Origin of the sequence: Maricaulis sp. MIT060901 (genome assembly GCF_047123815.1) — a bacterium.
Classification (GTDB): Bacteria; Pseudomonadota; Alphaproteobacteria; order Caulobacterales; family Maricaulaceae; genus Maricaulis.
In genome coordinates this window covers 2,843,499-2,870,000 of record NZ_CP138920.1, presented here as the reverse complement: position 1 = coordinate 2,870,000, position 26,502 = coordinate 2,843,499, and the positions used below count along the sequence as shown (strand labels likewise).

General features: G+C 58.3%; 26 protein-coding genes, 2 tRNA genes and 3 rRNA genes. 11 read left to right on the top strand and 20 right to left on the bottom strand.

Annotated elements, in window-relative coordinates; genetic code table 11:
* Window positions 1–333 precede the first annotated feature (333 nt).
* The 6 genes from rrf to SIC17_RS14130 form a co-directional block, all read right to left on the bottom strand.
* Window positions 334–448: ribosomal RNA gene (gene rrf, locus SIC17_RS14155) — 5S ribosomal RNA — on the bottom strand.
* Window positions 449–530: 82 nt separating this feature from the next.
* Window positions 531–3,324 (bottom strand): 23S ribosomal RNA (locus SIC17_RS14150).
* A 209-nt stretch (window positions 3,325–3,533) separates the two neighbouring features.
* Window positions 3,534–3,609 (bottom strand) — tRNA-Ala (locus SIC17_RS14145).
* Window positions 3,610–3,652: 43 nt separating this feature from the next.
* Window positions 3,653–3,729, bottom strand: a tRNA-Ile gene (locus tag SIC17_RS14140).
* 195 nt (window positions 3,730–3,924) lie between these two features.
* A 16S ribosomal RNA gene (locus tag SIC17_RS14135) occupies window positions 3,925–5,387 on the bottom strand.
* The 16S, 23S and 5S rRNA genes sit together here with 2 tRNA genes alongside, the layout of an rRNA operon.
* Window positions 5,388–6,179: 792 nt before the next feature.
* Window positions 6,180–6,608, bottom strand: coding sequence for a CBS domain-containing protein (locus SIC17_RS14130; RefSeq protein WP_412545763.1), 429 nt, complete (start codon window positions 6,606–6,608; stop codon window positions 6,180–6,182).
* A gap of 161 nt (window positions 6,609–6,769) precedes the next feature.
* Here SIC17_RS14130 and SIC17_RS14125 point away from each other — a divergent pair, with 161 nt between their 5' ends.
* Both SIC17_RS14125 and SIC17_RS14120 read left to right on the top strand, forming a co-directional pair.
* A complete protein-coding gene (locus SIC17_RS14125; protein ID WP_412545762.1) occupies window positions 6,770–8,098 on the top strand; it encodes a DUF2157 domain-containing protein in 1,329 nt (442 codons plus the stop codon).
* Window positions 8,095–8,655 carry a GDYXXLXY domain-containing protein gene (locus SIC17_RS14120; protein ID WP_412545761.1) on the top strand — a complete coding sequence of 187 codons (561 nt, stop codon included), beginning with the start codon at window positions 8,095–8,097 and terminating at the stop codon, window positions 8,653–8,655. Before SIC17_RS14125 ends, SIC17_RS14120 begins: the two co-directional genes overlap by 4 nt.
* On the opposite strand, the gene SIC17_RS14115 is transcribed toward SIC17_RS14120, so the two are convergent.
* Entirely contained in the window at window positions 8,656–9,300 is a 645-nt protein-coding gene (locus tag SIC17_RS14115; protein WP_291893120.1) for a rhomboid family intramembrane serine protease, read from the bottom strand. It lies immediately after the preceding gene.
* Window positions 9,301–9,452: 152 nt separating this feature from the next.
* Between SIC17_RS14115 and hfaA the strand changes: the two genes are divergently transcribed.
* From hfaA to hfaD, 3 genes are read left to right on the top strand one after another with little or no spacing between them, the layout of a single operon-like run.
* Window positions 9,453–9,884: a holdfast anchoring protein HfaA gene (gene hfaA / locus SIC17_RS14110; RefSeq protein ID WP_291893118.1), complete on the top strand. Its 432-nt coding sequence runs from the start codon at window positions 9,453–9,455 to the stop codon at window positions 9,882–9,884.
* Complete coding sequence (hfaB, locus tag SIC17_RS14105; protein WP_412545760.1) at window positions 9,871–10,866, top strand: holdfast anchoring protein HfaB; 996 nt, start codon at window positions 9,871–9,873, stop codon at window positions 10,864–10,866. The genes hfaA and hfaB overlap by 14 nt, the downstream gene beginning before the upstream one ends.
* Window positions 10,781–12,010 carry a holdfast anchor protein HfaD gene (hfaD, locus tag SIC17_RS14100; RefSeq protein WP_291893114.1) on the top strand — a complete coding sequence of 410 codons (1,230 nt, stop codon included), beginning with the start codon at window positions 10,781–10,783 and terminating at the stop codon, window positions 12,008–12,010. Before hfaB ends, hfaD begins: the two co-directional genes overlap by 86 nt.
* On the opposite strand, the gene SIC17_RS14095 is transcribed toward hfaD, so the two are convergent.
* Genes SIC17_RS14095 through SIC17_RS14065 form a run of 7 tightly spaced genes read right to left on the bottom strand, consistent with a single transcriptional unit; the run spans window position 12,011 to window position 16,110 of the window.
* On the bottom strand, window positions 12,011–13,828 hold the full coding sequence (locus tag SIC17_RS14095) for an ABC transporter ATP-binding protein (RefSeq protein ID WP_412545759.1): 1,818 nt from the start codon (window positions 13,826–13,828) through the stop codon (window positions 12,011–12,013).
* A gap of 6 nt (window positions 13,829–13,834) precedes the next feature.
* The gene (locus tag SIC17_RS14090) at window positions 13,835–14,671 is read right to left on the bottom strand and encodes a sulfotransferase family protein (RefSeq protein WP_412545758.1); all 837 of its coding nucleotides are present in this window, start codon (window positions 14,669–14,671) and stop codon (window positions 13,835–13,837) included.
* Window positions 14,672–14,701: 30 nt separating this feature from the next.
* Window positions 14,702–15,121 carry a hypothetical protein gene (locus SIC17_RS14085; protein WP_412545757.1) on the bottom strand — a complete coding sequence of 140 codons (420 nt, stop codon included), beginning with the start codon at window positions 15,119–15,121 and terminating at the stop codon, window positions 14,702–14,704.
* A 12-nt stretch (window positions 15,122–15,133) separates the two neighbouring features.
* The gene (locus SIC17_RS14080; RefSeq protein ID WP_412545756.1) at window positions 15,134–15,262 is read right to left on the bottom strand and encodes a hypothetical protein; all 129 of its coding nucleotides are present in this window, start codon (window positions 15,260–15,262) and stop codon (window positions 15,134–15,136) included.
* A gap of 5 nt (window positions 15,263–15,267) precedes the next feature.
* Entirely contained in the window at window positions 15,268–15,525 is a 258-nt protein-coding gene (locus tag SIC17_RS14075) for a hypothetical protein (protein ID WP_412545755.1), read from the bottom strand.
* 36 nt (window positions 15,526–15,561) lie between these two features.
* Window positions 15,562–15,789, bottom strand: a complete 228-nt coding sequence (locus SIC17_RS14070) for a hypothetical protein (protein ID WP_412545754.1) — start codon at window positions 15,787–15,789, stop codon at window positions 15,562–15,564.
* Between the two features lie 21 nt (window positions 15,790–15,810).
* Entirely contained in the window at window positions 15,811–16,110 is a 300-nt protein-coding gene (locus tag SIC17_RS14065; protein WP_412545753.1) for a hypothetical protein, read from the bottom strand.
* Between the two features lie 215 nt (window positions 16,111–16,325).
* On the opposite strand from SIC17_RS14065, the gene SIC17_RS14060 reads away from it, so the two are divergent.
* Complete coding sequence (locus tag SIC17_RS14060) at window positions 16,326–16,883, top strand: c-type cytochrome (RefSeq protein WP_412545752.1); 558 nt, start codon at window positions 16,326–16,328, stop codon at window positions 16,881–16,883.
* Here SIC17_RS14060 and SIC17_RS14055 read toward each other — a convergent pair.
* The 3 genes from SIC17_RS14055 to egtB are packed head-to-tail and all read right to left on the bottom strand — an operon-like array spanning window position 16,880 to window position 19,729.
* Window positions 16,880–17,617, bottom strand: a complete 738-nt coding sequence (locus SIC17_RS14055; RefSeq protein WP_412545751.1) for a hypothetical protein — start codon at window positions 17,615–17,617, stop codon at window positions 16,880–16,882. The two genes, SIC17_RS14060 and SIC17_RS14055, sit on opposite strands and share 4 nt — an antisense overlap.
* A 23-nt stretch (window positions 17,618–17,640) precedes the next feature.
* Window positions 17,641–18,408: a class II aldolase/adducin family protein gene (locus SIC17_RS14050; RefSeq protein WP_291893095.1), complete on the bottom strand. Its 768-nt coding sequence runs from the start codon at window positions 18,406–18,408 to the stop codon at window positions 17,641–17,643.
* A gap of 58 nt (window positions 18,409–18,466) precedes the next feature.
* Window positions 18,467–19,729 (bottom strand): ergothioneine biosynthesis protein EgtB, encoded by a 1,263-nt coding sequence (gene egtB, locus SIC17_RS14045; RefSeq protein ID WP_412545750.1) that lies wholly within the window; start codon window positions 19,727–19,729, stop codon window positions 18,467–18,469.
* A gap of 133 nt (window positions 19,730–19,862) precedes the next feature.
* On the opposite strand from egtB, the gene SIC17_RS14040 reads away from it, so the two are divergent.
* The 4 genes from SIC17_RS14040 (at window position 19,863) to SIC17_RS14025 (ending at window position 22,764) form a co-directional block, all read left to right on the top strand.
* Window positions 19,863–20,879 carry a DUF2336 domain-containing protein gene (locus SIC17_RS14040; protein ID WP_412545749.1) on the top strand — a complete coding sequence of 339 codons (1,017 nt, stop codon included), beginning with the start codon at window positions 19,863–19,865 and terminating at the stop codon, window positions 20,877–20,879.
* A gap of 18 nt (window positions 20,880–20,897) precedes the next feature.
* Window positions 20,898–21,677 (top strand): NAD kinase, encoded by a 780-nt coding sequence (locus SIC17_RS14035; protein ID WP_412545748.1) that lies wholly within the window; start codon window positions 20,898–20,900, stop codon window positions 21,675–21,677.
* A 74-nt stretch (window positions 21,678–21,751) separates the two neighbouring features.
* A complete protein-coding gene (locus tag SIC17_RS14030; RefSeq protein WP_291893083.1) occupies window positions 21,752–22,255 on the top strand; it encodes a response regulator in 504 nt (167 codons plus the stop codon).
* An 11-nt stretch (window positions 22,256–22,266) separates the two neighbouring features.
* On the top strand, window positions 22,267–22,764 hold the full coding sequence (locus SIC17_RS14025; protein WP_291893080.1) for an Hpt domain-containing protein: 498 nt from the start codon (window positions 22,267–22,269) through the stop codon (window positions 22,762–22,764).
* 81 nt (window positions 22,765–22,845) lie between these two features.
* Here the strand turns inward: SIC17_RS14025 and SIC17_RS14020 are convergent, their stop codons facing one another.
* The gene (locus SIC17_RS14020) at window positions 22,846–23,982 is read right to left on the bottom strand and encodes a DUF2336 domain-containing protein (RefSeq protein WP_412545747.1); all 1,137 of its coding nucleotides are present in this window, start codon (window positions 23,980–23,982) and stop codon (window positions 22,846–22,848) included.
* Between the two features lie 82 nt (window positions 23,983–24,064).
* Window positions 24,065–24,883, bottom strand: a complete 819-nt coding sequence (locus tag SIC17_RS14015) for a transglycosylase SLT domain-containing protein (RefSeq protein ID WP_412545746.1) — start codon at window positions 24,881–24,883, stop codon at window positions 24,065–24,067.
* A 133-nt stretch (window positions 24,884–25,016) separates the two neighbouring features.
* Between SIC17_RS14015 and SIC17_RS14010 the strand changes: the two genes are divergently transcribed.
* Complete coding sequence (locus SIC17_RS14010) at window positions 25,017–25,406, top strand: DUF6491 family protein (RefSeq protein WP_412545745.1); 390 nt, start codon at window positions 25,017–25,019, stop codon at window positions 25,404–25,406.
* A 77-nt stretch (window positions 25,407–25,483) separates the two neighbouring features.
* Here SIC17_RS14010 and SIC17_RS14005 read toward each other — a convergent pair whose 3' ends face one another.
* Window positions 25,484–26,386, bottom strand: coding sequence for a hypothetical protein (locus tag SIC17_RS14005; RefSeq protein WP_291893068.1), 903 nt, complete (start codon window positions 26,384–26,386; stop codon window positions 25,484–25,486).
* Between the last annotated feature and the right edge of the window lie 116 nt (window positions 26,387–26,502).

The window sequence follows — 26,502 nt, the reverse complement described above, 5'->3', positions numbered from 1 at the left end:
ACCCCTACAAGCCAGGGAAAAATGTCGGAGAGACAGCATTGGCCTTCAGCTGGATTGCCGGATCAACAACCGGGACATTCCGGTCAGCACAGGCGCGTTAACACCCGCCGCCTCCAGGTGGCTTGAGCGTGGCTGATTTTACCCCTACGAGCCTGCCCGCGAATAGAGTGGTACAAGCGGCCGGTGGACGCTGACTGTCTGCGCGTCTGCCCGGGAGGATCAGGCCCAGCCTTCAGCAATCCACTGAGTAGCAGGCAACAAAAAACCCCGCCTGGTTGGGCGGGGCTGTTTGATTTTTCTATAGTTCACGAGGGTATTGGATCTAGCGAGCAGACCGGGCAGCGACCTACTCTCCCACGTCTTGAGACGGAGTACCATCGGCGCTAGGGGTCTTGACGGCCGTGTTCGGGATGGGAACGGGTATGGTCCCCCTGCAATAACCACCCGGTCAGCGCGCTAGATCCAGTTGAAAAGACATCCTGCATTTGAGGCCATGCCTGACGAAGCGATCGCCGGGCATGAGCATCGGTGAAATCAAGTCTATCGAGATATTAGTACTAGTAAGCTTCATGTGTCGCCACACTTCCACACCTAGCCTATCAACGAGGTAGTCTTCCTCGACTCTCAAGGGAAATCTGGTTTTGAGGGGGGCTTCCCGCTTAGATGCATTCAGCGGTTATCCCTTCCGTACATAGCTACCCTGCTATGCCGCTGGCGCGACAACAGGTCCACCAGAGGTACGTCCACCCCGGTCCTCTCGTACTAGGGGCAGCTCCTCTCAAATTTCCAACACCCACGGCAGATAGGGACCGAACTGTCTCACGACGTTCTAAACCCAGCTCACGTACCGCTTTAATCGGCGAACAGCCGAACCCTTGGGACCTGCTCCAGCCCCAGGATGCGATGAGCCGACATCGAGGTGCCAAACAATGCCGTCGATATGGACTCTTGGGCATCATCAGCCTGTTATCCCCGGCGTACCTTTTATCCGTTGAGCGATGGCCCTTCCATGCGGGACCACCGGATCACTATGGCCGTCTTTCGACTCTGCTCGACCTGTCAGTCTCGCAGTCAGGCGGGCTTATGCCATTGCACTCAACGAGCGATTTCCGACCGCTCTGAGCCCACCATCGCGCGCCTCCGTTACTCTTTGGGAGGCGACCGCCCCAGTCAAACTACCCACCAGACAGGGTCCCGGATCCAGGTTCATGGACCGCGGTTAGATATCAACAATAAATAGGGTGGTATTTCAAGGATGGCTCCACCAGAACTGGCGCCCTGGTTTCATAGCCTCCCACCTATCCTACACAATTTACCGCTAATACCACTGTCAAGCTGTAGTAAAGGTGCACGGGGTCTTTCCGTCTGACCGCGGGAACTCCGCATCTTCACGGAGAATTCAATTTCGCTGAGTCTACACTGGAGACAGCGGGGAAGTCGTTACGCCATTCGTGCAGGTCGGAACTTACCCGACAAGGAATTTCGCTACCTTAGGACCGTTATAGTTACGGCCGCCGTTTACCGGGGCTTCAATTCGGAGCTCTCACTCCTCCTTTTAACCTTCCGGCACCGGGCAGGCGTCAGACCCTATACGTCGTCTTGCGACTTCGCAGAGCCCTGTGTTTTTAATAAACAGTCGCCACCCCCTGGTCTGTGCCCCTGGACACTGGTTGCCCAATGCCAGGCTCCCTTCTCGCGAACTTACGGGAGTAATTTGCCGAGTTCCTTCAGCATAGTTCTCTCAAGCGCCTTGGTATGCTCTACCAGTCCACCTGTGTCGGTTTGGGGTACGGTCAAATGCGGGAGCTATTTCCAGGGACTCCTTGGCTGCCAGTTCAATCCGATAAGGACTGACAACTTCCAGAATCCGTCACTACCCGTCAGGTGCAGGAATATTAACCTGCTTCCCATCCACTACGCATTTCTGCCTCGCGTTAGGGGCCGACTAACCCTGCGCTGATTAGCATTGCGCAGGAACCCTTGGACTTTCGGCGAGAGGGTCTCTCACCCTCTTTGTCGCTACTCATGTCAGCATTCTCACTTCCGATACCTCCAGCGGCCCTCGCGGGTCCACCTTCATCGGCCTACGGAACGCTCCGCTACCACTCAATCATAAGATTGAATCCACAGCTTCGGTGTATCACTTAAGCCCCGTTACATTTTCCGCGCAGGAGCGCTTGACCAGTGAGCTGTTACGCTTTCTTTAAAGGATGGCTGCTTCTAAGCCAACCTCCTGGTTGTCTAAGCACTCCCACATCGTTTCCCACTTAGTGATAACTTAGGGACCTTAGCTGGTGGTCAGGGCTGTTTCCCTCTCCACTACGGACCTTAGCACCCGCAGTGTGTCTGCCATCTAGTACTCCTCGGTATTCGGAGTTTGGTTAGGTTTGGTAAGTCGTTGGGACCCCCTAGCCCATCCAGTGCTCTACCCCCGAGGGTATTCGGATGACGCTCTACCTAAATAGATTTCGCGGAGAACCAGCTATTTCCGAGTTTGATTGGCCTTTCACCCCTAGCCACAGGTCATCCCCGTCTTTTTCAACAGACGTGGGTTCGGTCCTCCAGTGCGTGTTACCGCACCTTCAACCTGCCCATGGCTAGATCACTCGGCTTCGGGTCTCATCCCACGAACTCGGTCGCCCTATTAAGACTCGCTTTCGCTGCGCCTACACCTATCGGCTTAAGCTTGCTCGTGAGACGAAGTCGCTGACCCATTATACAAAAGGTACGCCGTCAGGCTTTCGCCCTCCGACTGCTTGTAGGCGTCCAGTTTCAGGGTCTGTTTCACTCCCCTCGTCGGGGTGCTTTTCACCTTTCCCTCACGGTACTGGTTCACTATCGGTCATGTAGGAGTACTTAGGCTTGGAGGATGGTCCCCCCATGTTCAGACAGGATTTCACGTGTCCCGCCCTACTCAAGTCTCTTATCTTTCCTACCTCTACGGGGCTGTCACCCACTCCGGCCCAACTTTCCAGATGGTTCGAGTTCGATTGATAAGAGCACTGGCCTGATCCGCGTTCGCTCGCCACTACTAACGGAGTCTCAATTGATGTCCTTTCCTCCGGGTACTTAGATGTTTCAGTTCCCCGGGTTTGCTTCTAATCCCTATGTATTCAGAATTAGATACCTCCTACAAACTCTGGTGATCGACTAACCGGTAAACCGGCTAAGCGACCGCCAGGGTTCGTAAAGGTGGGTTTCCCCATTCGGAAATTCTCGGATCAAAACCTGCTCGCGGTTCCCCGAGACTTATCGCAGCGTGCTACGTCCTTCATCGCCTCTACATGCCTAGGCATCCACTAAACGCCCTTCTGACACTTGATTTCAAAATTGATGCTCATGCGCGGTGAACGCTTCGTCACTCAATACCGGCCGTGCAGATCGGTACGATCGCGACGAAACCCGCATAATGCATGAGCCTCGGTCAGGATGTCTTTTCGATCCAACCTCAAGCGGCTGAACCCTCGTCAACTATGTCAAATATCCACCCAAGGCCGAAGCCAGGGCGAAACGTGTGTCTTTCTAAACCGCGTTGGTGGAGCCTAGGAGGATCGAACTCCTGACCTCCTGAATGCAAATCAGGCGCTCTCCCATCTGAGCTAAGGCCCCGTAGAAACGCGGTTATCGCGTTTGCGTCGGACCTGAGAAGCGATGGTGCGCCAGGGTAGATTTGAACTACCGACCTCACGCTTATCAGGCGTGCGCTCTAACCAACTGAGCTACAGGCGCTTAGATCGCAGATCGTTGCCTTAACGAAAACGCGGCGACCACATCCGGTGATGTGATCTAGAATGGAAAGAGAAACGAAGACGGCGGCGACTGCCTGTTTTGCCAGTGATCATCCGAAGATGTCCCAGCTATAAGTTCCAAGAGATTAGAGACAGCGGACAGGCAGAGCCTGGCGCCGTAAATAATCTTCCTTAGAAAGGAGGTGATCCAGCCGCAGGTTCCCCTACGGCTACCTTGTTACGACTTCACCCCAGTCGCTGATCCTACCGTGGCCGCTTGCCTCCCGAAGGTTAGCGCAGCGTCGTCGGGTAATACCAACTCCCATGGTGTGACGGGCGGTGTGTACAAGGCCCGGGAACGTATTCACCGCGGCATGCTGATCCGCGATTACTAGCGATTCCAACTTCATGCCTTCGAGTTGCAGAAGACAATCCGAACTGAGACAGTTTTTTGAGATTAGCTCTCTGTCACTGCCATTGTAGCACGTGTGTAGCCCTACCCGTAAGGGCCATGAGGACTTGACGTCATCCCCACCTTCCTCCGGCTTAACACCGGCGGTCCCGTTAGAGTGCCCAGCCAAACCTGCTGGCAACTAACGGCGAGGGTTGCGCTCGTTGCGGGACTTAACCCAACATCTCACGACACGAGCTGACGACAGCCATGCAGCACCTGTCCTGGCGCCTCCGAAGAGGACCATCCATCTCTGGATGTAGCACCAAATGTCAAGGGTAGGTAAGGTTCTGCGCGTTGCTTCGAATTAAACCACATGCTCCACCGCTTGTGCGGGCCCCCGTCAATTTCTTTGAGTTTTAACCTTGCGGCCGTACTCCCCAGGCGGAGAGCTTAATGCGTTAGCTGCGTCACCTAACAGCATGCTGCCAGACAACTAGCTCTCATCGTTTACGGCGTGGACTACCAGGGTATCTAATCCTGTTTGCTCCCCACGCTTTCGCTCCTCAGCGTCAGTATCAGTCCAGTAAGCCGCCTTCGCCTCTGGTGTTCCTCCGAATATCTACGAATTTCACCTCTACACTCGGAATTCCGCTTACCTCTCCTGAACTCAAGACTGGCAGTATCAAAGGCAATTCCAAGGTTGAGCCCTGGGCTTTCACCTCTGACTGACCAATCCGCCTACGAGCGCTTTACGCCCAGTAATTCCGAACAACGCTAGCCCCCTCCGTATTACCGCGGCTGCTGGCACGGAGTTAGCCGGGGCTTCTTTTGCAGGTACCGTCATTATCTTCCCTGCTGAAAGAATTTTACAACCCTAAGGCCTTCATCATTCACGCGGCATGGCTGGATCAGGCTTGCGCCCATTGTCCAAGATTCCTCACTGCTGCCTCCCGTAGGAGTCTGGGCCGTGTCTCAGTCCCAGTGTGGCTGATCATCCTCTCAAACCAGCTATAGATCGTCGACTTGGTGAGCCGTTACCTCACCAACTATCTAATCTAACGCGGGCCAATCTTTCGGCGATAAATCTTTCTCCCTAAGGACGTATTCGGTATTACACCCAGTTTCCCGGGGCTATTCCGAACCGAAAGGTATGTTCCCACGCGTTACTCACCCGTCTGCCGCTCCCTCCGAAGAGGGCGCTCGACTTGCATGTGTTAAGCCTGCCGCCAGCGTTCGTTCTGAGCCAGAATCAAACTCTCAGGTTGAGTTTTGATCCCGACACGCTTGGCATTCAAAGTTCTTGACGAGATTTGTCGCTCTGCCCTGGAAAACCAGAACAGAACTAAAATCGTCGTAAAGAAACGCGTCAGCGTATCGGTTCTCAAGTGGTGGTCTGACCCACCGCAGAGCACCGCCGCCTGCGTTTCTCTTTCCTATCAACAATGTCAAAGAGCCGGACCACAAAAACCAGGGGCTTCCAGGTCCGCATCACCTCGGCTTCCTCAGGAAGTCCTCCGTGACGGGAGCGCGGTGTTTAGGCCGCGCCGTTTTTGAAGTCAACCGCCTTTTCCAGCCTTCGCAGCAGCAAGTGCAGTCCGGAGGATTTTCTTGCGAAAACCAACCGGCGATGAACTCACAATCGCCTATGATCAGCTGGAAGTACGAGTGCCTTCCAAGTGCCGGCCAGATCCGTCTTTCAACAAACCCTCCCAGCGAGGAGCGCGGTGTTTAGGCCGCGTAGAATTTGAAGTCAATCGTCTTTTCTCAGAGTTTGTGCAGTGATGTTTTCAAACTCAAAAGAGACGAAAACTTTCCAGCACCGGCGGTTCGAAATCGACGCACCAGCCCTCAGTCAAAAAAACGACAAGACCTCGCATTCTAGAGAAACAACGCCGAACTGCAAGGAAAACCTTGCCGCCAGCGCCGTCGAGAGGCGCGGTTCTAACCTACTCCCCCACAAGCGCAAGCCATAATGCTGCTCAAGCGCAGATAATATCTCACCCAACACCCGCCCAGCCCTGCACACACAGGGATCATGAACGCTGCAGTTTTATCCCTCAGGACAAAATATACTCCCGCATCGCCGCCGTCTGAGCCTCAACCGCCTCCATCTTCGCCTTCACAGCATCGCCAATCGAAACGATTCCAACCAGCTCACGACCATCCAGAACAGGCAAATGACGAACACGGCGATCTGTCATGCGCATCATGATGTCCTCGACTGTATCGTCCGGGGCAGCGGTCACGAAGGCGGGTGTAGTGGCGTTCGCCACAGTCCTGTTGAGACTGGCCCGACCATGCATCGCCAACTCGCGAACGATATCGCGCTCGGTCAGGACGGCAATCGGCCGACCGGTTGGATCGACCACCACCAAAGCACCAATGGCGTTGGCATCCAGCGCCTGGGCCGCCTCGCGCAGTGTGCAGCCGTCTTCAATGGTGACTACGGAACGCCCTTTTACATTGAGGATTGTCTCCACTCGCATGGGTCACTCCATTCCTATGGAGTTTCCTTATACCACAAAACGAAAGAAATGTGAGCCCTTAGACGAGGCGCCTCGCGTGAATCAAACTAACGTGGACAGGCCTCCCCGCCTCCGTCAGTCTACTGGCGAGACGGACTTCATCACCGGATCGGGGAGACAGCATGGGCTATCAATCGCGTCTCAAGCGGGACCTGCAACGCTGGCAGGCCGAGGGCTGGGTCAGCCAAGACGGCAAGGCATCGATACTGGATGATGTAGCGAAGGCACCGGGTGGATGGACGCCGGTCGGCGCGCTGGCCATTCTGGGATCGGTGCTAATTGCCCTTTCCGCTATCAGTTTTGTCGGCGCCAACTGGGACGCCACACCCAAACTGCTTGTCTTCGCGCTGCTGCTGGCTGTGATCTGGGTCAGCCTGTTTGCGGCCGGACGCGCCTTTGACCGCAACGCCCTGGTTCTCGGCCATGCCCTCGCGCTTCTGGGAGCGGCGATGTTCGGCATCACCATCATGCTGACAGCCCAGACGTTCAATCTCTCGTCCTTCCGCAATACGGCGGTATTGATCTGGGCATTGGCGGCGCTGGGTGTTTCGCTTGCTGCTTCGTCGAGGCCGGTGATGATCCTGGCGACGCTTCTGTCGGCCCTGTGGGTCTGGCTGGAAATCCTCTCCCCCGCCGCACCGGACATCATGTGGAGTTATGCCCTGGTCTGGACCGTGATGCTGGGCGTCGCGTCTCGACTGAAGTCTTCCGTGTCCGTCAACCTGCTTGGACTGGCCCTCCTGCCCTGGCTGATCAATGCGTTACTCCGCGGCCTGGAAACCCTGGGCATGGAAGCACACCAGATTGCCACCCTCACCCTCTTGTCCTTTGGCATCCTGGCCACCGGATTTGCGCTCCTGCGTCACCGCCAGGTGCCAACGGCAGGCGTGATCGCAGGTTGGTGCGCCGCGGCGGCCATCATCGGAGGCGCACTGATCCAGTGGCCGCTCGGCGAGTATGACGCGTTTGTGCGCGAACTGGACCGTTCCGATACGGGCCCGGGCATGCCCAATCCGGCCCTCTACGTGCCACTCGCCCTCGCCCTTTCAGGCGGCATCGCTGCGATGGCCTGGATAAACGGGGGCGGGCAGCGCAAACGAACCGGGCTGGGCGTCGCCATCGCCGCCCTCACAGCTGCCAGCTTCCCCTTCATTGTCTACATCGAGGATCCCGTTGTCTTTCTCGCCGTGCGCATCCTGTTCGGCACGGCCTATTATGCCTTCTGCATCTCGCTGATCCTGATCGGTACACGAGCGGATGCCCGGGCCACCGGCACGCTGGGTATTGCCGGCTTCATCCTGCACACCGCCTATGTTTACTGGGAGACATTCTCGGGCCTGCTCACCACTTCCCTCTTCTTCCTCACGGGCGGGCTTGTGCTGTTTGGCCTCAGCTGGGGTTTGCTGAAATGGCGCAAGCGCCTGCCAACAAGCCAGGGAGACGTGTCATGAGCCATACAAACCGCCTCTTGATCATAGCAGCCGTGATGACGGCATTTCTGGTCTTCATGCTGGGCAGTAATACGGCCCGGCGTGCGGGCGGCCAGGAAGTGGTGCTCGATGTCACGGGTTATGATCCGCGCGATCCGTTCCTGGGCCATTACAGCCGCATTCGCCTGGATATCGCGATACTGGACTTGCGCGACCTGGCAGGAAAAGACGACATCGAGGTCGAGGATCTTGTCTATCTCTCGCTGGAACCGGGCGAGGACGGGGTCTGGACCGCCAGCGCTCTTCATCATGAACAACCGGAAACGGGCCCGGCGATGTTGGGCCTTGTCACCAGCGTCTATTTCAGAGGCCAGGCAGATGAGCGGCATGAGGTGGTCCAGATCGACTATGGGCTCAACCGGTATTTCGCGGATCGGGCAACAGCGCTCGAGCTGGATTCAATTCTCCGAGATGACAGCCGGTCACCCCGCCTGATCGTGTCGATCCCGTCCGATGGGCGTGCCCTGATCAAGGGGATCGAGATTGATGGTGAGCCGCAATATGAGAGGCTGTGGTAGTCAGCGCGGACGGGCAAGCCTGAGAATGACGGGAAACAACCCTGCCCCCGCAACCGCGCCGCCGATATGCGCCGCCCAACCGATCGGGATCGGAAACGCCACACCCAGCAAGCCGATGACCAGGTTCACGCCGATCCAGGGCAAGGTCAATCTGAGCATGCCGGCATACCCGCCACGCACCCAGCCGGCTGCTGCGATCAAGCCGGAGACCCCTGTGGAGGCGCCGCCCAGAATCAGCGGCTCACTGCCTTCGGCAACCACCTGGGCAACGGCGCCCAGAACACTGCACGCACCAAAGAACGACAGGAACAGCAATACACCTTGTGCGCTGTCGCCGAGAACACGGGCGACGAGGCGGCCGGCCGAGAGCAGCACCACCAGATTCATGATGATGTGCAGCCAGCCGAAATGGACGAGGAAATGGAGCAGGAAAGGCAGGTATTGACCAAGCGGCTGCGCGGGAGGCACCTGCCCCGCCGGAGTATGGACCAGAACGCTGGCCTGGAAGATCAGCTCGCCGAGCGGTGGCACCACGACTTTCGCCAGCTCGGCGCCAAGTATGGCCAGAGCCAAGACGAGCACGACCACCGGCATGGAATTGAAAACCGGCTCACGATCGCCACTGTCCCGATGCGGCACACTCATTCTGGCAACTCCCTCTTGTGATGGCTCAAACGGGCACTTTTTCGTTAATCACAACTTAATTCCCCCACCGGGTGAACCGGTTTTACAGGCTTTCCCCTCTGGCACGCACGTTGCACGTCTCACGTATGAATACGTGCCAGTGAGGACGCAGGATGACACACAAGCGGACGCGGTTTTTGACCTCTGCCATCGGCCTGACAATGCTGGCCGCCTCGGCGGCGAGCGCCCAGTCAACACAGACGACGGCCCAGTGGGAACGCCCCTACGGCGTCGCCTATGGCCAGGAGCAACGTCCCTGGTCTGGCGCCACGGCAAGCGCTGGTTCCGCGGCACGCTCGTCTGCAGGCAATCGCGTCATCATCGATGGTGTCATCCAGACCGGTGTTGGCGTTTCCAGCCAGCTGAACGGCCTGTTCGGAGGCGGTGTCGGTGCCAATGCAACGGCCATCGGCAACCAGCTTAACGTGAATGTCACCGGTCAGTGGAACACTGTCATCGTCAATTCGACCCAGATCAATAATGGCAACGTCAACGCCAACGCCCAGTCCAACGGGGAAACGAGTGAAGACAATGAAGAAGGCTAAACTTCTCCTGGCCACACTGGCCGGCGCGCTGGCCCTGTCCGGCTGTGCCACGACCGCTCGCACGGGCGGATCTGACGGACTCTACGCGCAGCCGATCGGCGGCGCACCGGTGACCGCGAACCCGACCCCCTATTCCGAGGCCCTGGTATGCCTGGCCAACTACGCCCGCGCGAACAATCTGGTCTCGCCGCGCATCGCTGTGGGTCGCCTGTCGGACTACACCGGACGCGCCTCACTTGAAGGCGGTGCTGCTGTGACCCAGGGCGCCTCGCTGATGGCGATCTCCGCCTTTGCCAAGGCCGGCATCCGTCTGGTCGAGCGTTTTGACACCTCGGTGTCCGAGCTGGAGCTGCGTTATGCCAACAATCAGCTGATTGGCGACGAGAACGGCGATCAACGTCAGATCTACGCAGCCTCGCTGCCCGGCTCCGACTTCCATCTGGTCGGCGGCATTACCGAGCTGAACTACAATATCCGCTCCGGCGGCGTTGATATCCTGGGCGGTGACCGCATCGACAGTGACCCGACCGGTGTTTTCAATCGCCGCACCTGGGTGATGAATATCGGCCTCGATTTGCGGCTCAATGATACACGCACGATGGAGACCGTCGACGTCATCTCCTACCAGAAACAGATTATCGGCCGCGAGATAAGCGCTGGCATCTTCGCCTTCTGGGATGAAGCCGTTGTCGACATCTCGGCTGGTGGCCGCTCGCTCGAGCCGGTCCAGCTGGCCGTACGCTCTGTCATCGAACGCGCTGTCCTGGAAGTTTCCGCCCAGCTTTATGGCGTCGATCCAAGCGCGGCCTGCCACTATTCCGATCCAATCGGTGGCTCAACCAATGTAACCGGCGGCGTCAATGTCGCTACAGCCTATGGCTCCCGGGAGACCTCGAATGTCCAAGCGCGTCAAACTGTTGAGCACGGCCATGACCGCCGCGATCCTTACGTGCGCAGCTACCTACGCGGACGATACGACTGAGATTCTCAACGGGCAGGTCAATCTGAACGCCAATATTCAGGTGACCGCCGAGACCTCGGTTGGACAAGCTGCGAGCGCGATGATGACAGCCATTGGCATGGCCAATGCGCTGACCATTGACGTGCTCACGCCGCACGATATCGAGAACACCCAGACTTTCTCCGGCAGTGTGGTCGGGCGCGCAACGACCGATGCGCAGACGATTGACGGGGCTGCGATCACAACCTCGACCATGTTCGGTAACTCCGCTGTGGTTCTTGTCGACAACGGCATGGACGTCACCTCGCAGCAGAACGCCCTCGATGGCGCGCAGGTCCGCTCGACGGCCCAGCACTCGCTCTCCAATTACGGCATCACCTCGGTCACAACGGCCGGCGCCTCGGCAAATGCCTGGGAATCAACGGCCTATGCGGGCGAAGCCAATCTCGACCTGCGCCAGGATAGCGGCGCCTCTGTGACAGCAGACGCCTATGTGCTTGCGCCAACCGCGGGGCTGGGCGTGTCTTCGACGACGGTCGCAGCCGCCAACGGCAATTCCGCCATGGTGACCGGTTATGACGCCGCCTCGCAAGTCGTCGATGTCGACCAGGATAATCGCGGCAATGTGACAGGCCTGGTTCGTGTGAACGCCGGCGGCGGTGGCGAGATGACCAATGCGACCGCATCGGCTAATGGCAATAATGTCCGGATCGAAAACCAGGAAGCCTATGCCCACCTGCAGGGACAGCAGACCAATAGCGGCGAGGTGCTGGCTGATTCCGAGATCATTGTCGGAAATTTCGACGTGGATCTGATGACGGTTGCCGCCGAAGGCGTTGGAAACTCCGCCGTGCTGTCCAATATCGGTTCAAACTCCTTCATGGGGCTGGACCAGACAAATACGGCGAATGTCACGGCCCGAGCCAATTTCGAAGGTGATGCAGGCGGCGTCGCCATGCTGTCCTCGACAGCATTCGGTAATGCGGCGACCAGCTATATCTGCTCGGAATGCCCGGTGACGGCCTATGGTGCGATGAACCAGACCAACTCGGCGACAATCAGTTCGGTGGTAACGGGTCAGATGACGACCGGCGGCATGATCACCGGCACGGCGACTGCCATCGGCAACTCCTCCACCTACCAGACGACCAATCCGCGTTATTGATCAGCGATGGGCCTTGGCTTGCACGTTGAACATGGTGGCGTAGGCGCCGCCCTTTTCAACAAGCGCGTCATGGTCGCCCTGCTCGATAAGACGCCCCTTTTCCAGCATGATGATCTGGTCCGTCGGCCGGAGATTGGACAGGCGGTGCGAGATGATGATCAGTCCCGTGCCGTCTCGCGGCCGTTTGAGCAGTTCAGCCTCGGCATTGGCATCAAGGGCGGCAGTCGGTTCGTCCAGAATCACACAGTCAGCATCTGGGTTAGCGTAGGCGCGCGCCAAAGCCAGGCGTTTCCACTGGCCGCCCGACATCTCGATCCCGTCAACAAAGCGCTTTGAAAGACGGCTGTTATAGCCCTCAGGCAGATCGGCAATCACCTCATCGGCCAGGCCCAGCTCTGTCGCGCGGGCCAGTGCCTCGTCCGACATTGGCGCAAGACCAACACCAACCTCGATATTGTCACGGGCCGTCATCTTGAAATTGGTGGACGGCTGAAAGAGCACACCAAATCGTCTCGCCAGGGCCTCCCGGTCCCAGTCCGCCAGATCCGTCCCGTCCAGCAGGACCTTGCCGTTCAACGGCCGGTAAAGCCCCAATGCCAGTTTGATCAGCGTCGACTTGCCTGACCCGTTCACCCCGACAATACCCAGTGCGCTCCCTCCCGGCACATGAAACGTAACATCATCCAGCGCCAGTCGCGGGCCGTTTGGATAGCGATAGGAAACATGCTCGAAACGAAGGCCATCGCCGGGCGTTTCCCCAACACTCACCCCGCTTGCGCGGGCCTCGACCGGCGTGTCGAGAAAACCATAGAGCGTTGAGAGATAAAGCACGTCCTCAACCACACCATTGAAGGCTGCCAGAAGACTGGTGACGCTTGCCTGCCCCTGTTTGACCAGGCCGACAAACATCGTCATCTGACCGAGCGTGATCGCGCCGGAAATGGTGACCCAGACAATCCAGACCTTGGCGCCCAGAAACACGGCCGTCGACAGGATGGCCAGCACCGCCCCCCAGAACGCATGCCGCCCCTTCATCACCAGATCTCGCTGAAACATGGACTGGAAGAGCTCCCGATATCGCGCCTGCAACGGCCTATCGAGCCGATAGTGAAGCCGGTCCCGGGCGCTGCCCTCACCCGTGATCAGGCTTTCCAGATAACTCCGCTCGCGCACTTCCGGCGTGCGTCCCTTGTAGAACCCGAATGCCGTGTCGGCGAAGCGAAGATTACCCAGGAAAAGCGGCAGGGCGCCCGCCACAATGAAGGCCAGCAATAGCGGCGAAAATGCCCACAACAGGACCGCTACCGAAACAAGTGTCAGCGCGTGCTGTAACAGGTCGAAACCACGGCTGACCAGGTTGTAGGGCCGGCTCGTGGTAAATTGCTTGGCGATGACGAGTTGTTGCTGGAGGTCTGCTCGCTCGATCTGCTCCAGATCCAAAGCGGCGCACTTGCCCAGGATCGCCTGGTTGGTTGCATATCCGAGCTCTACCTGAAGCCGAGATCGCTCGAACGCCAGCAAGCGCCTGGCCGCCAGCAGAACAGCGAGTATAGCAGCCTCAACACGGACCCACATCAATGCTGCATCCCGATCAGCGCTTGCTCCGCTCTCGATCGCCGCAACAACGCTGTCGACGATCAGCCGAGACATGTAGAGCGCCGCAGCTGGCAAAAGCGCCACCACAACGGTCAGGATGGAAATACAAATGATCAGCCAGGGCTGGCTGGACCAGACGAGCCCCGCGGTCCGCACACCATGCGACCAGGCCATCGCGATGGATGGCCTAACCTGTGCGCTATCGGGGTTCGTGTCGCTCATGTCGTCCTAGGCGACAGCCGCGGCCTTTTTCTCGGCCTCTTCCTTCATCCGGCGCGAAAGGACAGCGCCCTTGTGCGGAAAGACTTCGGTCGGAACCGGACGGTCCAGGAAAGGTGCAAGCTTCTCGAACCCTTCGCCGGAACAGATATCAATGACCAAAAGGTCGCCCGGACGGTCCTTGAAATAATCCATCACGGCACGGACATGGTCATCATAGACATCTGAGAAGCGGTGCCGGTCGAAATTATAACACCCGTAAACCGCCGCCCTGAGGAAGCGGCGCATGTTCATGTGCACTTCCTGGCCCGGGCCTTCAGTCAACTTGAACGCCGGGCGGTTGAAATAATGCCGCGCGCAAGAGCCGAGCCAGCCTTCCTTGTCGCGAACCGTCAGGATGAATTTCGATCCGGGATACTGTTTGTCCAACTGCTTGTAGCAAGGGATGGTCGTGATGTCGGTCAGGCCATCATGGTATTTCAGCAGGGTCAGATCGTATTGCGCATTGGACAGCTCGGTATAGGTGTCCTCGTCAATGGGATAATGGCTGCAATCAAAGCCCAGAACCTGCAGACCGGCCGTCAGGCTGCGCGTGCCGGTCCGGCTGAGGCCCAGTCCGAAGATTTTCGGTTTATCAGCTGAGGAACCATAGTTTACCCGGCCGCGATTTTCCTCGAGCCAGCGCTTCAGTTCTTCGCGCGAAAACTCCGGCTTTTCCTGCACGCCCAGGCGCCTGATCTCGGCATCGGCATGTTCCGGCAGCGCCTCGATAAATTCGTGCACCTCATCCGGGCTTGAATCGAGCGGCATTTTTTCCCGGGCGTAATCCACGGCGTGTTTCGCCATTTTCAGATCGCACCAGTCCTCGGACAGGTCTCAGGCGTCCATGGAGCGACGCAGGCGAACCCCCTGGTCCTTGGTCCGGCTGCGCAATTCGCGCAGCGCGTACTTCATGAAGATGTGGTGATAGGACTGGAAGTGATCATGCAGAATATCGAAGTTCCGGAACTGCTTGGCCACACCCATCGGTTTCATGGCCAGGTTGCGCAGGCGCGATTCCGGACGCAACACGTATTTCATGTCGTCCGCCGGCACTTCGGTAGCCGCCATGCGACGCACGAGATCAATCCGGGTGATGTGCACACCGCAGTGCAGACGGCCTCGGAAACGGTCTGACACATAACTGTCCACATAGGGCGCGTCGCAGGTTTCGATAAAGGCCCGCAGGTCGTCGAGGATAAGACAATCCGCATCGACATAGACGACGTAGTCGCAATCGTGATCGATTTGCAGCATCTGGTTCACGCACTAAGTGAAGGGCCGCACATCGTCGATGATGTAGGTATTGTCCGGCCGGATACTCTCCTTGGCCAGTTCCAGCGCCACATCGCGTGTACGTTCGTCGATCTGACGGAAAACAAGATCAATCTTGGCCATCGACTTCAGGCCTCCCACTTCAGTTCTGCGTTGGCTCGCCCGGCGAGCTTTTCAAACAAGGCTTCGTGCTCGCTGGACAATTCCTGTTTCCAGCGCAGATCGAGCGAGATGCCGCCGGCATGCTCGCCATAATAGTCACGCGTACGATCACCCAGCGAGACAAACGCATCCTGAGGGTTTTCGAACTGATTACGGGCGACAAGAAACTGAGTTCCGCTATTGCCGCCCAGCACGTGTTGCGGGCGCTCGTCGAAGCGCAACATGTCCGGCTCGTACTCGATCTGAAGCAGATCACAGACCTAGCGGGTCACTACTTCCGGGCCGGTCGCCAATTTTTCATACCGCACACGCATCTTCGGGCCGTCAAAAGCGTTGAACAGTGTTTCGCTCGTGCCGATCTTGTCGGCCCACTGCCGGATCTGGTCTGACGGGTCGCGCTCGGGATATTTCCGGATACGCGAATTGACGACGGCGCGACCATCACGGGTCAGAAACAACAGGGCCGGTACGCCCCCCGCCTCGCGCATCTCCTTGCTACGGGTCTCGATTCAGCATTCATCCTTGGTCGTGTCGACAATCATCGAGACTCCGACATGCTCCGCGACTTGCGGATAGAGCGCACGCGTCTCGTCCCAGTGGAACTTGCTCCACACCGGACAGTCATCACCACAGATCTTGCAGACCCGCTTGCGCATCGGCTTGCGCTCATCGTGCAGATAGCGAACCTTTCCGCCCTCTCCCATGTAGAAGGCGCTCGAATGCCCGCCGAGAATCATCCCCAGCAGGGTCGAGCCGGAATGACCGGCGCCACACAAGGACACGGATCGCATTTGCGAAGTCTTGTCCATTTGTCCCCTCGCACAATTCTACCTATGAATTGTGACTTTCCTTGTGTTCTCTTGGAGCGAACATTTCGCGATGACGCAAGAAAAATGCGGATTCTCCATGTAACCGGAGATGAACGGGCCGGATTGTGAGGCTGCATGCATCCGGCGTCATCCTGACGCATCGGCATTCGGTGCGACTGGCGTATATCTACCTCCACCCCAAAACGGAGATTGAAATGTCGCGTCTAGTCCTGCCCGCCCTGTCCGCCTTCATGCTTGTAGCCTGCGGTGGAGGCGACAGCTCGGCCACGTCCAGCGAACTGCCGACCGATGCCGGAGCCGAGCCTACAGCCGAAGCAGGGGCAAACGAAGCTGGAGCAGCTGCAGAGACTGCCGTCACAGAGTTGGCAGAATCCACCAGTCAGCAGGCCTCCGATGCGCTTCCTGATGCCGTACTGGCGCTGGGCGAGACCTTCGCCAATGCTGACCTGGTCAATGGTCGCCGCCAATATCGCCGTTGCCAGTCCTGTCACACGTTGGAAGCAGGAGGCCGCCATACAGTCGGACCGAACCTCCACGGCATCATGGGAGCCCAGGCCGCAGCCAAGGAAGGCTTCAATTATTCGCCCCGCCTGACGGACGCCGGTCTTGTCTGGGATGTTGCAACGCTCGACGCGTGGATTCAAAACCCGCGTGGCCTGGTACCGGGCAATCGCATGAGTTTTGTAGGCTTGCGTGACGCGGATGACCGCCGTGATGTCATCGCATACATCGCCGCGCAGACATCGAACTAGAAACGCCGCCAGACCGACAGGACCGCAGCGCGTTCGTCCAGCGCGTTGCGGCCGCTGGGCGTCAAAATAACACCGATCTGGTAATCGACCTCGCCGACCGTTCGAAGCACGCTGAACTGAAGTTTGTGCTGGTCGAATTCAGGCAGGCCCGGACGCGTTTCCTCTGCACTCCAGACCGAATAGCTTTGCACCATCGCCGACCATCGTTCGCTGATTGCGAAGCCGAGGCTGGTATCCATTCGCCACTCATCGAGATAGCGGCCATCGCGCGCACGGTGCGCGAGCTGAACATCCAGGAAACCGTCGCGGGGCAGCGCGCGGCCAACCAGCAAACGCAGATCAAACGCCCCCTCACCCTGGCCGAGCGGCTGATTGGTGACATTCTCGCCTTCCCCCGGCACAAAATGTGAAAGCTGTCCGCTGACCACCCAGTCATCCCGGCGCCAGATCAAGGCCCGCACTCCCAGCTCGCTGGCCGAGAAGCCCTGCGCGGCATCACGCCGCCCGCCCGAGAGCTGGTCGACATTCTGCCAAGCAAAACGACCGACCAGGGTCACCCGGTCGGTCGCTCCGTATTCGATGTAGGCGGCCAGCTCATCCTTGTAGAAATGACCGCCTGATTGCCGCTGCCGGTCAGCATCAAAATAGCCATCAGCGCGGTCGACCAGATTGGTCAGGATGAGCAGGGTCTCGCCCTTGTCCCGCGGCCAGCCCCCCGCTTCAGCAGAAGGCACCCAGGCCAGCGCGGCCAACAGTCCTAGGTATCGAAGCCCGGGCTTTCGCGGCGCACGCGGTCGAGAACAGCGGCCCACGCAATTTCCTTGAAGAATTCGTTGCCCGCGATCTCGGAAGACTGTCCAAACACCCTGTCCTGCATGGGCTGATCCCATTCGATCAACTCCCCGCCTGCCTGCGCCATGAGCTGAATCTTGCACGCACGCTCAAGTAGATAAATTCTAACATACGCGGAAAACGGGTGATCGCCAACCGATAATGTGCCGTGATTGCGCAGGATCATGAGGTTCTTTTCGCCCAGGTCGTCGACCAGGCGAACCTTTTCCTCGGACTCAAGTGCAATGCCTTCATAGTCATGATACGCGACATCATTATAGACATTCATCGCCAGCTGGCTGATCGGCAGAAGTCCACGTTTCTGCGCTGCAACAGCGACGCCCTGGTCGGAATGCAGGTGCATCGCGACCTTAACATCGCTGCGCGCTTCATGAATGGCGGAGTGAATGGTGAAACCGGCCGGATTGATGCCATAGGTCGAGGGCGGCAGAACATTGCCCTGCAGGTCGACCTTCACCATGTTACTGGCGGTCACGTCTTCATAGAGAAGCCCGAACGGGTTGAGCAGGAAGTGCTCTTCCGGCCCCGGGACACGCATGGAGATGTGGGTGAAAAACAGGTCATCCCAGCCGTGCATGTGAACGAGGCGATATAGCGCTGCGAGATCGCACCGCGCCTTCCATTCCTCTGCCGTGACCTGATCCTTGACGCTCGGTGCAGCTTGATCGTCCATAGCGATCTCCCCAATTCTTTATCGACTGGGGCTAACATCCTCCGCACTGGGCTCTGCGTCAAATATCCTTGGCCAGTCGAACGCCGGAAAACTGCCAGCGTGCATCGGGCGGGAAGAAGTTGCGGTAACTTGCGCGAACATGACCTGGCGGCGTCGCACAAGATCCCCCCTTCAGCACGAATTGCCCGCACATGAACTTGCCATTGTATTCACCTACAGCCCCCGCTGCCGGGCGGTAGCGCGGATAGGCGGAATAGGCCGAACGAGTCCACTCCCACACCCCACCGAACAATTGCGAAAATCCACCATTTTCAGGGCGGGAAACGGGATGGGGGGCCCGCGCCGGGTCAAGCGTGTCAGCAAGACCGGGGTTGTGGCTGGCGGCCGCAAATTCCCATTCGCGCTCCTCGGGGAGGCGTGCTCCCGCCCACTCGGCGAAGGCGGCCGCTTCGAAATAGCTGAGATGGCTGACCGGCGCATCCGGATCGACACGACGTTCACCACCCAGTGTAAACTCGAACCACTCCCCTTCCTTGCGGAACCAGTAGAGCGGAGCGGCCCAGTTCTCGCGGTTTACGCTTGCCCAGCCCTCGGACAGCCAGAGTGCGGCAGAGCCGTATCCATCATCGGCCATGAATTCGAGATACTCGCCATTGCTGACCGGACGCGAGGCCAAGGCAAAATCCTCAAGCCAGTATTGGTGTCGTGGGCCCTCATTATCGAAATGAAAGTCCTCACCGATATGCCCGAACTCATACAGCCCGCCCTGGAAGGCCCGCCAGCTCAACTCTGGCAGATCATTGCCGCGCAGGGTCTCTTCCGCCCAGGCCTTGGGACTGAACGGATGCCGCGACAAAACATGCTTGATATCCGTTACCAGCAATTCCTGATGCTGCTCCTCGTGAGCAACACCAAGCTCAACCAGCGCCTTTACTTCGGTAGAATCGATTTTGTGGTTACCGGAGAGTAAACGCTCCATCGCTGCGTCAACATGAGCACGATAAGCCAACACTTCATCGAGAGACGGGCGGGTCAGGAAACCACGCTCCGGGCGAGCGTGTCGTTCGCCAATCTGCTCGTAATACGAGTTGAACAAATAATTGAATTCAGGAGAGAATTCGACGTAGTCGGGATCGTACTTACGAAGAATAAAGCACTCCCAGAACCAGGTCGTATGCGCGAGATGCCATTTGGTCGGGCTGACGTCCGGCATGGTCTGCACGACCATATCCTCGGCGGACAGGTCCGATACCAGTAATTGTGTGCGCCGACGAACTCCCGAATAAAGCGAAAAAATCGAGCTAAAAATCTGTTCGTCCATAAGAAATCTGCTTTCCGAATACTGGAATTAACAAGTTTTCAAACTGATCCGCGCTATCAGCAAGGTCGGGCAAAGAAATATATAGACATCAATGACAGCCAGTCCTGCACAAGCGCTTCAAACTCTCGCAAAAATGCGTGACCCCGACAAGCGTCACCAGCTTGCATTGGGGGTAACGGATATGTGCATTGCCCAGAAGCTGTCAGACTCAGCTGAGCCCGTTGCCGGCGAGTTACTGGTTACGCTCTCTTCAACCTGCACCGAAGACACGCAAAAGGCCATGGCTGAAAAGCTGACCTCTTGCGAATGGGCGCCCCATGCGGCTCTGCGCTTCCTGGGCACGCGAGATATCGAGATTGCCAGCGTGATCATCAAGAAAGGTGACGGCCTGTCTGATGAGGACATGATCCACATCGCGCAGACCGCCTCCCCCTATCACCGTCTGATCCTGGCCAAACGTTCCAACCTGCGCGTCCGTGTCACTGATACCCTGGCGCAACCTGGCGAGGCCAATGTGCTTCGAGCGCTCGCCGACAATGACACAGCGGAGATTTCCGAAGGTACGCTGGAGATCTGCCTCACGGCGGCGCGCACCCACCCAAAGCTGCGCGAAGCGCTTGCCCGTCGCCACGACATCTCTACGGATTACGCGACGCAATTGTGCATCATGCTGCCGGAAAGCTGGCGCGAGGAACTCTGCCGCCGCTTCGGCCTGGACAAGACCAAGGTCGAGGAGCTGACGGTCGAGGCTGCACTCAAGACCTCCGACGAGGGTTCGGACAACGACGCCGCCGAACTGGTTCATGCAGCCAGGAAGGAAGGCCGCCTCAACGGTCAATACGCCCTTTCCGCCCTGAAGAAGGGCGAGGAAGCAGTCTTCGACCATGCTATCGCCGAGCTCTGCGAACTGACCGTCGCGCAATGGCGCGTCGCCCTGGCCATGGGCGGTGTCCGTGCTGCGGCCCTCGCCTGTCAGTCTGCAGGGCTGGATCGAACCGCTTACCCGATCGTTCACAAGGCTCTGCGCCACCTCGGGCGAATGCACCAGGCGCTCGAGGGCGATGCGATGTCCTCTGCGGCCAATGTCTTTCGTATGTACGGTCCTGAAAAAGCGGCCAAAGTCTTGCGTCAGATGGGTGGCAGGGTTTAATGGCCACTCACCAAGTGAGTGCGCAATTTGACCTCCAGACCCAGCCTAGCCTTTCTCGCCAGCCCCAAACCTGAAGCGAAAGCCGCGCGCCAGCGGCTTGAAGAGCGATATGGCTCCACATCTGTTTATGATGCCGACATAATTATCGCCCTGGGCGGCGACGGGTTGATGCTCGACGCGCTGCACACGGCAATCTCAACCGGCGCCAAGGTCTATGGCATGAATTTCGGCTCCGTCGGCTTCATGATGAATGACTATGCCGAGCACGATTTGCTGGAACGCCTGGCTCGCGCCGAGGCCGCCAGCATTCACCCCCTGCGTGCACGCGGCGAAGACGTGCACTGCAACCGGTTTGAAGCCCTGGCCATCAACGAGGTCTCCCTGTTGCGCGAGACGCGACAGACCGCCAAGATCAAGATCCGCATTGACGAAACCGACCGCCTCGCCGAATTGCAGGCCGATGGCGTACTGGTCGCAACTCCTGCCGGGTCAACGGCTTACAACCTTTCAGCCCACGGCCCGATCCTGCCTCTGGATTCGCGTGTCCTGGCTCTGACGCCGATCAGCGCGTTTCGCCCCAGACGGTGGCGCGGCGCACTCCTGCCACATACAGCGAAAGTCGGCTTCGAGATCTCCGAACCCAATCACCGACCGGTTTCCGCAGTCGCCGACAACAAGGAATTCCGTGAGGTCTGCAAGGTTGATGTCGAGGAAGCATCGGACATCACCCTGACCATGTTGTTTGATCAGGGATATAACCTTTCCGAACGCATCTTGGCAGAACAGTTCGAAAGTTAGTAAGCTTAGGCTGGTGTTAAGCACCGCGCGTTACGTTGTTTTCGGCTATCAATAGTGAGCCTGTGGACGTGACCTTGACGAGCAACATCAAAGAAAGCTGCGCTGGCAAGACCGTGCTCATTGTCGACGACAATGCAGCGCTGCGCGGATTATTGCGCGTGTCATTGCAGGCGTTTGGTGTCGCCAAGGTATTCGAGGCGGAATCTGTTGATGCCGCCCTCTCCCACCTAGATCGGCATCGCGTGGACCTGGTCGTCACCGACTGGAAGATGAGCCCGCGTACCGGACTGGACCTTGTCCGTGAGATCCGAAACCCACAGCTCTGCTCGGCGGCTTATGTGCCGATAATCATGCTGACAGCCTATTCCGACGGGGAACATATCCGCGCCGCCCGCCAGGCCGGCGCAAGCGCGTTCCTGGTCAAGCCTTTCACCTCCTCCAGCCTCGCTACGACGATCGTCGAGGCGCTCGAGGACGATAGAGTTTTCGTCAATACCAGCGACTATTTCGGACCCGACCGCCGAGCAGGCGAGCGTGCCGTGAATGAAACCGCACAACCCCTGCTCGCCGCCAGGTAAGAGGAAAAATTATGTCCAAACCGAACCAGGATGTTGAAATCGTCAACCCGCCGAACATGCTGCAGATCAAGATCGGTGGCCCGATCAGTGCCGGCGACCTGCACCTGATCGAAAAGGCTGAGGATGCCATCAAGGATCTTCGCCATGAATTTGGCGCCTGGCTCGAGGAAGAGGTCCAGAAGCTGGAAGACGCGGCGAAACTCGTTCGCGAAAAAGGGCTCAAAGGAGATGAAGGCGAACAGCTCTTTATCTGTGCCCACGACCTGCGTGGCGTCGGCTCGACCTATGAATTCCCGATCATCACGCGGCTGGCGGCATCGCTGACCAAGCTCATCGACATGGATGAGAAACGCCAGAAAGCTTCCAAAGCTCTTGCGCTGGCACATGTAGACGCCATTCGCGCAGCACTGAGCCAGAATATTCGCGATACAAATGATGCTGTAGCCGCCGCTCTGGCCGGAGAGCTGGAAGTCCAGTCCACCGAGTTTGCCAAGCCGTGGGATGATTGATCGCATACGCTGTCAGATCACCGAAACAAACAAGGGCGCCTCTTCGGGCGCCCTTTTTGATGTCGATCATATCTTGTGGGATCAGCTGGCCTCGCTGTACTCCGCCGGCTCGCCATGAAGACGGTCGAGCACATAATCGAGATCTTCTTCCGGAATGCCCTGGAACCGGGTAATGGCACGCTCGGCGAGAACGGCCTGGAAATGCTCCCGCCCCTGCTTGTCGTGCGGCATCTCCATGGAATGGAAAATATCGATCGCAGCACGGAAAGCCGGATAGAGACGCGGCGGCATGCCCGTGCGGTCATAAACAGCGCGCAGACCCAACGGGCCAGCATCGTGTACCAATAACCATGCTCGCGCATGCGTGACACCAGCCAGCTCGGCAAATGCGTGCTCAACAAAGGCAACATGGCCCCGCAACATCGACCGCAGCACAAGCGACGGGGTCAGTCGGCCATTCATGCGCAATTGCTGCACGAAATGCTGCGGATCATGTGCAAGGCCTGCCTGGTCAACCAGGTCGACAGTCGCGCGCTCACGGGCGTTTTCCGACAGTTCTACAGCAAGCTGCGGCGGCAATGCATGTTTCTCGACGAGACGCTGCATCGCCTCGTCACTGATGTGGGCAATGAGTTTCTCGGTGACAGAAAGCGGCAGCGTTGAACGCGCAACAAAAGCTTCCATCACGCCCTGGTTCTCGCAAAACTGCGTAAACGCTTTTTCATAAGCGTTTTGACTGAAGTCAGCACCGTCATTGCTGGCCGCAATGCCAACAGCCTTCTCATCGCCCTTGTCGATGATTGCCTCGACGACAATGCTCGGAACGTGCTCGCGTGCAGCAATGGCACACAATTTTCCGCCTTGGGATGTCTCCACGAGACGGGTCAGATCGTCCTCGTCAAGCACCGGCGAGGACAGCAGGATCGGCGTCGCCACTTCCTCAACATCAGCGGCCAGGCGCAAGGCGATATCGTGGGGCAGGTTTTTGGACTGCCGCAAGGTCACAGCCAGCGACCGTCGAACCAACTCCGCAGAATCCTGGATAATCAGCTGCAGAATTCCACTGGCTGCCTGGTTTTCTTCGCCCTGCAGGGGTGCCGCATCGATCAGGCGACAAATTTTTCGAGCAGCATTGGCACGTTCGTCATCATCACCACCCTTAACAAGGCGGCGGATGTCGGTGTCTGTCAGTCGATTTCGAAGCGCAACTACAGCCATGGAGGTCTCACAAGATAAGGATCTGGCAAGAGATTAGCCGCAGCATGCTTAACGAAACCTTGTCAAGACGCAGTGTTCAGCGTCAGACGTCACGCTGGCGCGCAGCGAGGGGCACATCTAGAGACGCAAGGATTTCCACCAGCGTCGGTGTCAGCTCACCACCGGAAGACGCGAACGAGCCTGAACTCATCACGCCGAAACTGCGCGCGATAGCGGGGACGGCCGCCGCGATATTGTCGTGGCGGTGAGCCGCCGCAGAGGTGGCTCCAGCGGGCTGAGCCTCGGCCAGTGCGCGCTCTGCCTCGCCGGTCAAACGCCCCAGCAGATGAGCCGCACTCACTGGACGAGCACCATCATGAAACATGTTGCGATTGGCCGCCGCTGCGGCCGGAAACAGGTGTGAGGCTGATTGCTGCGGGTTGTCCCGAACCGCCTCGATGAGGTCGGCAGCGCCGCTGGCACCCAGGAAATGCGCAGCATAGAGCTCACCGGATGTCGCCGGACGCCCAACCCGGTTCTCGATGATTTGGCCATTCTCTGCGGCCAGCTCGCCCGCCATGAGCGCGGCTGCATCGGCGTTGAATCGCAAATCCAGGATCTGCTGACGTGCCGCGCTGTCAGTGACCTCGAACCGCCCGTCCGTGCTACGCTCGATCTGCGCTGCGAGATCGGAGAAACCATGGCTGTCGCCATGGCGTTGCATCATGCCGAGCCAAGTTTGTTCGATAAACTGGAACATGCCCGCAGCGCTGGACGTCCGGGCCTGAGCCTCTGGATCGAAATTGCTCTCCCGGGCAGCGGTACGAGCGAGATACTCGAAATCGGCCCCGGTTTCGCGCGCAGCCTCGCGGATTACGGTGTTGAACCCGCGCATGTCGAGATTTTCGATGCGATCGACCATGCCGACCTCCAGGAGATTCGAGTCGCGTAGATGGTCCTGCCAATCGAGCTAATCTCTCGTTAACGCAGTTTGATTCCCGTGGTTTCCCCCGTATACTCATCTTTGAGGGACGATTTTTTGGAGACATAAGATCGTGAAGATAAAAAGTATTCTATCCGCCGCGGCCCTGGCTGCCGTAGTTCTGGCTATGCCCGCCAGCGCGGATCGGGTTCGCCTGGTCAATATCAACTCATACACCGTCGTCGACAATGAACACCTTATCCTGCGAGGTGGTGTCAGCCGCTATTATCTCGTGACATTGACCCGCCGCTGTTACGGCCTGCGGGGCGGAATGCAGGTAGGAACCAGCCTGCCCACTACCGGCACTGTGTTTTCACCTCGCAGCGAATACATCGTCACCCGTGACCATGAACGTTGCTATATCGAGACGATCGAGGAAGTCGAGGATCGAGAGACGGCGCTGGAGCTCATCGAACAGCGTGCCGAGGCAACGGAAGCTGCCGAGGATGAAGTCGAGTCCTGATCTGAACAACAACACCTGTGAATCAAAAACGCCGGCCTGATAGGCCGGCGTTCTCATTTTTAGCTCATGAGCGCTAATTAGCGATATCCACCAACACCACCATCCAGCATCAGCGTCATGGAAATCGACTCACGGCTTTCCGTGCGAACTTCGCGGCGCATCTGTTCGAAATACCGCTCCTCACGGCGCATGAAAATCAGCTTCTCGCCCGGGCCGAACCGGCGCAACAGGGAGCGTTCATTGCAATTGCGGCGCGGCTCCTGGGTCGAGCAGTAGAGCTGACCGCCCGGCATATGGCGAAGTGCCTCCCCCTTGCGACACATAATCGTTGCACCGTCTTCCCAGACACTGTTGCCATCGGAATGCCAGCCAACAGTCACCTGCATCGCCGTACCAGCCATACAGCGAAAAAGCTCACCGTCATAAACCGCATCGACGCGAGACTCGCCATCGACCTGTGAGGCCGGGTGCGGTGTGCCATTATCATCCACACAGACAGCCCGAACGACACGCCATTCCTCGATGATACGTGTGCGCTCTTCCTCGTAGTACTCCCAGGCCTCTTCCTCGCGTTCGACCACATTGAGCCCGGCAATCGCCGTCGCGGCCGGTGCCGTGGTGTTGCTGTAATAGGAACCGCCACCCACAAAGGTGATTGCGCCAGCGCCTGCATTGGCCGCGGCATTGGCATTCACATTCGCGGTCGCGTTGACGTTGGCGTTGACATTGGCCGTGATGTTCACGCCGGCATGCACATTGACACCGACATTGATATTGCCGCCATGCACATTGATGTTCGGAACGTTCACCGTATGGCCGCCACCGTGATCGCAACAGTGAGTCGGCGGAGGCGGTGGTGGTGCCGGGTGACAGCAATCCTGCGCAAGGGCGGTCGCGGCCCCGAATCCGGTCGGTGCTGCAACAACTGCAAATGCAGCGCTGGCTGCAATCATAAAAGCGTGCCGTGCTGAAACGCTCATGGCGAGGCTCCTTTAATCCTGCGCCTGTCCATGCAATCCCCGGGCCGGTTTCAGCACCACTCCGCTCGCCCATATCGGGAAGCTGGAAATCCGCAATTCCCGTCTCGCGGGTATGG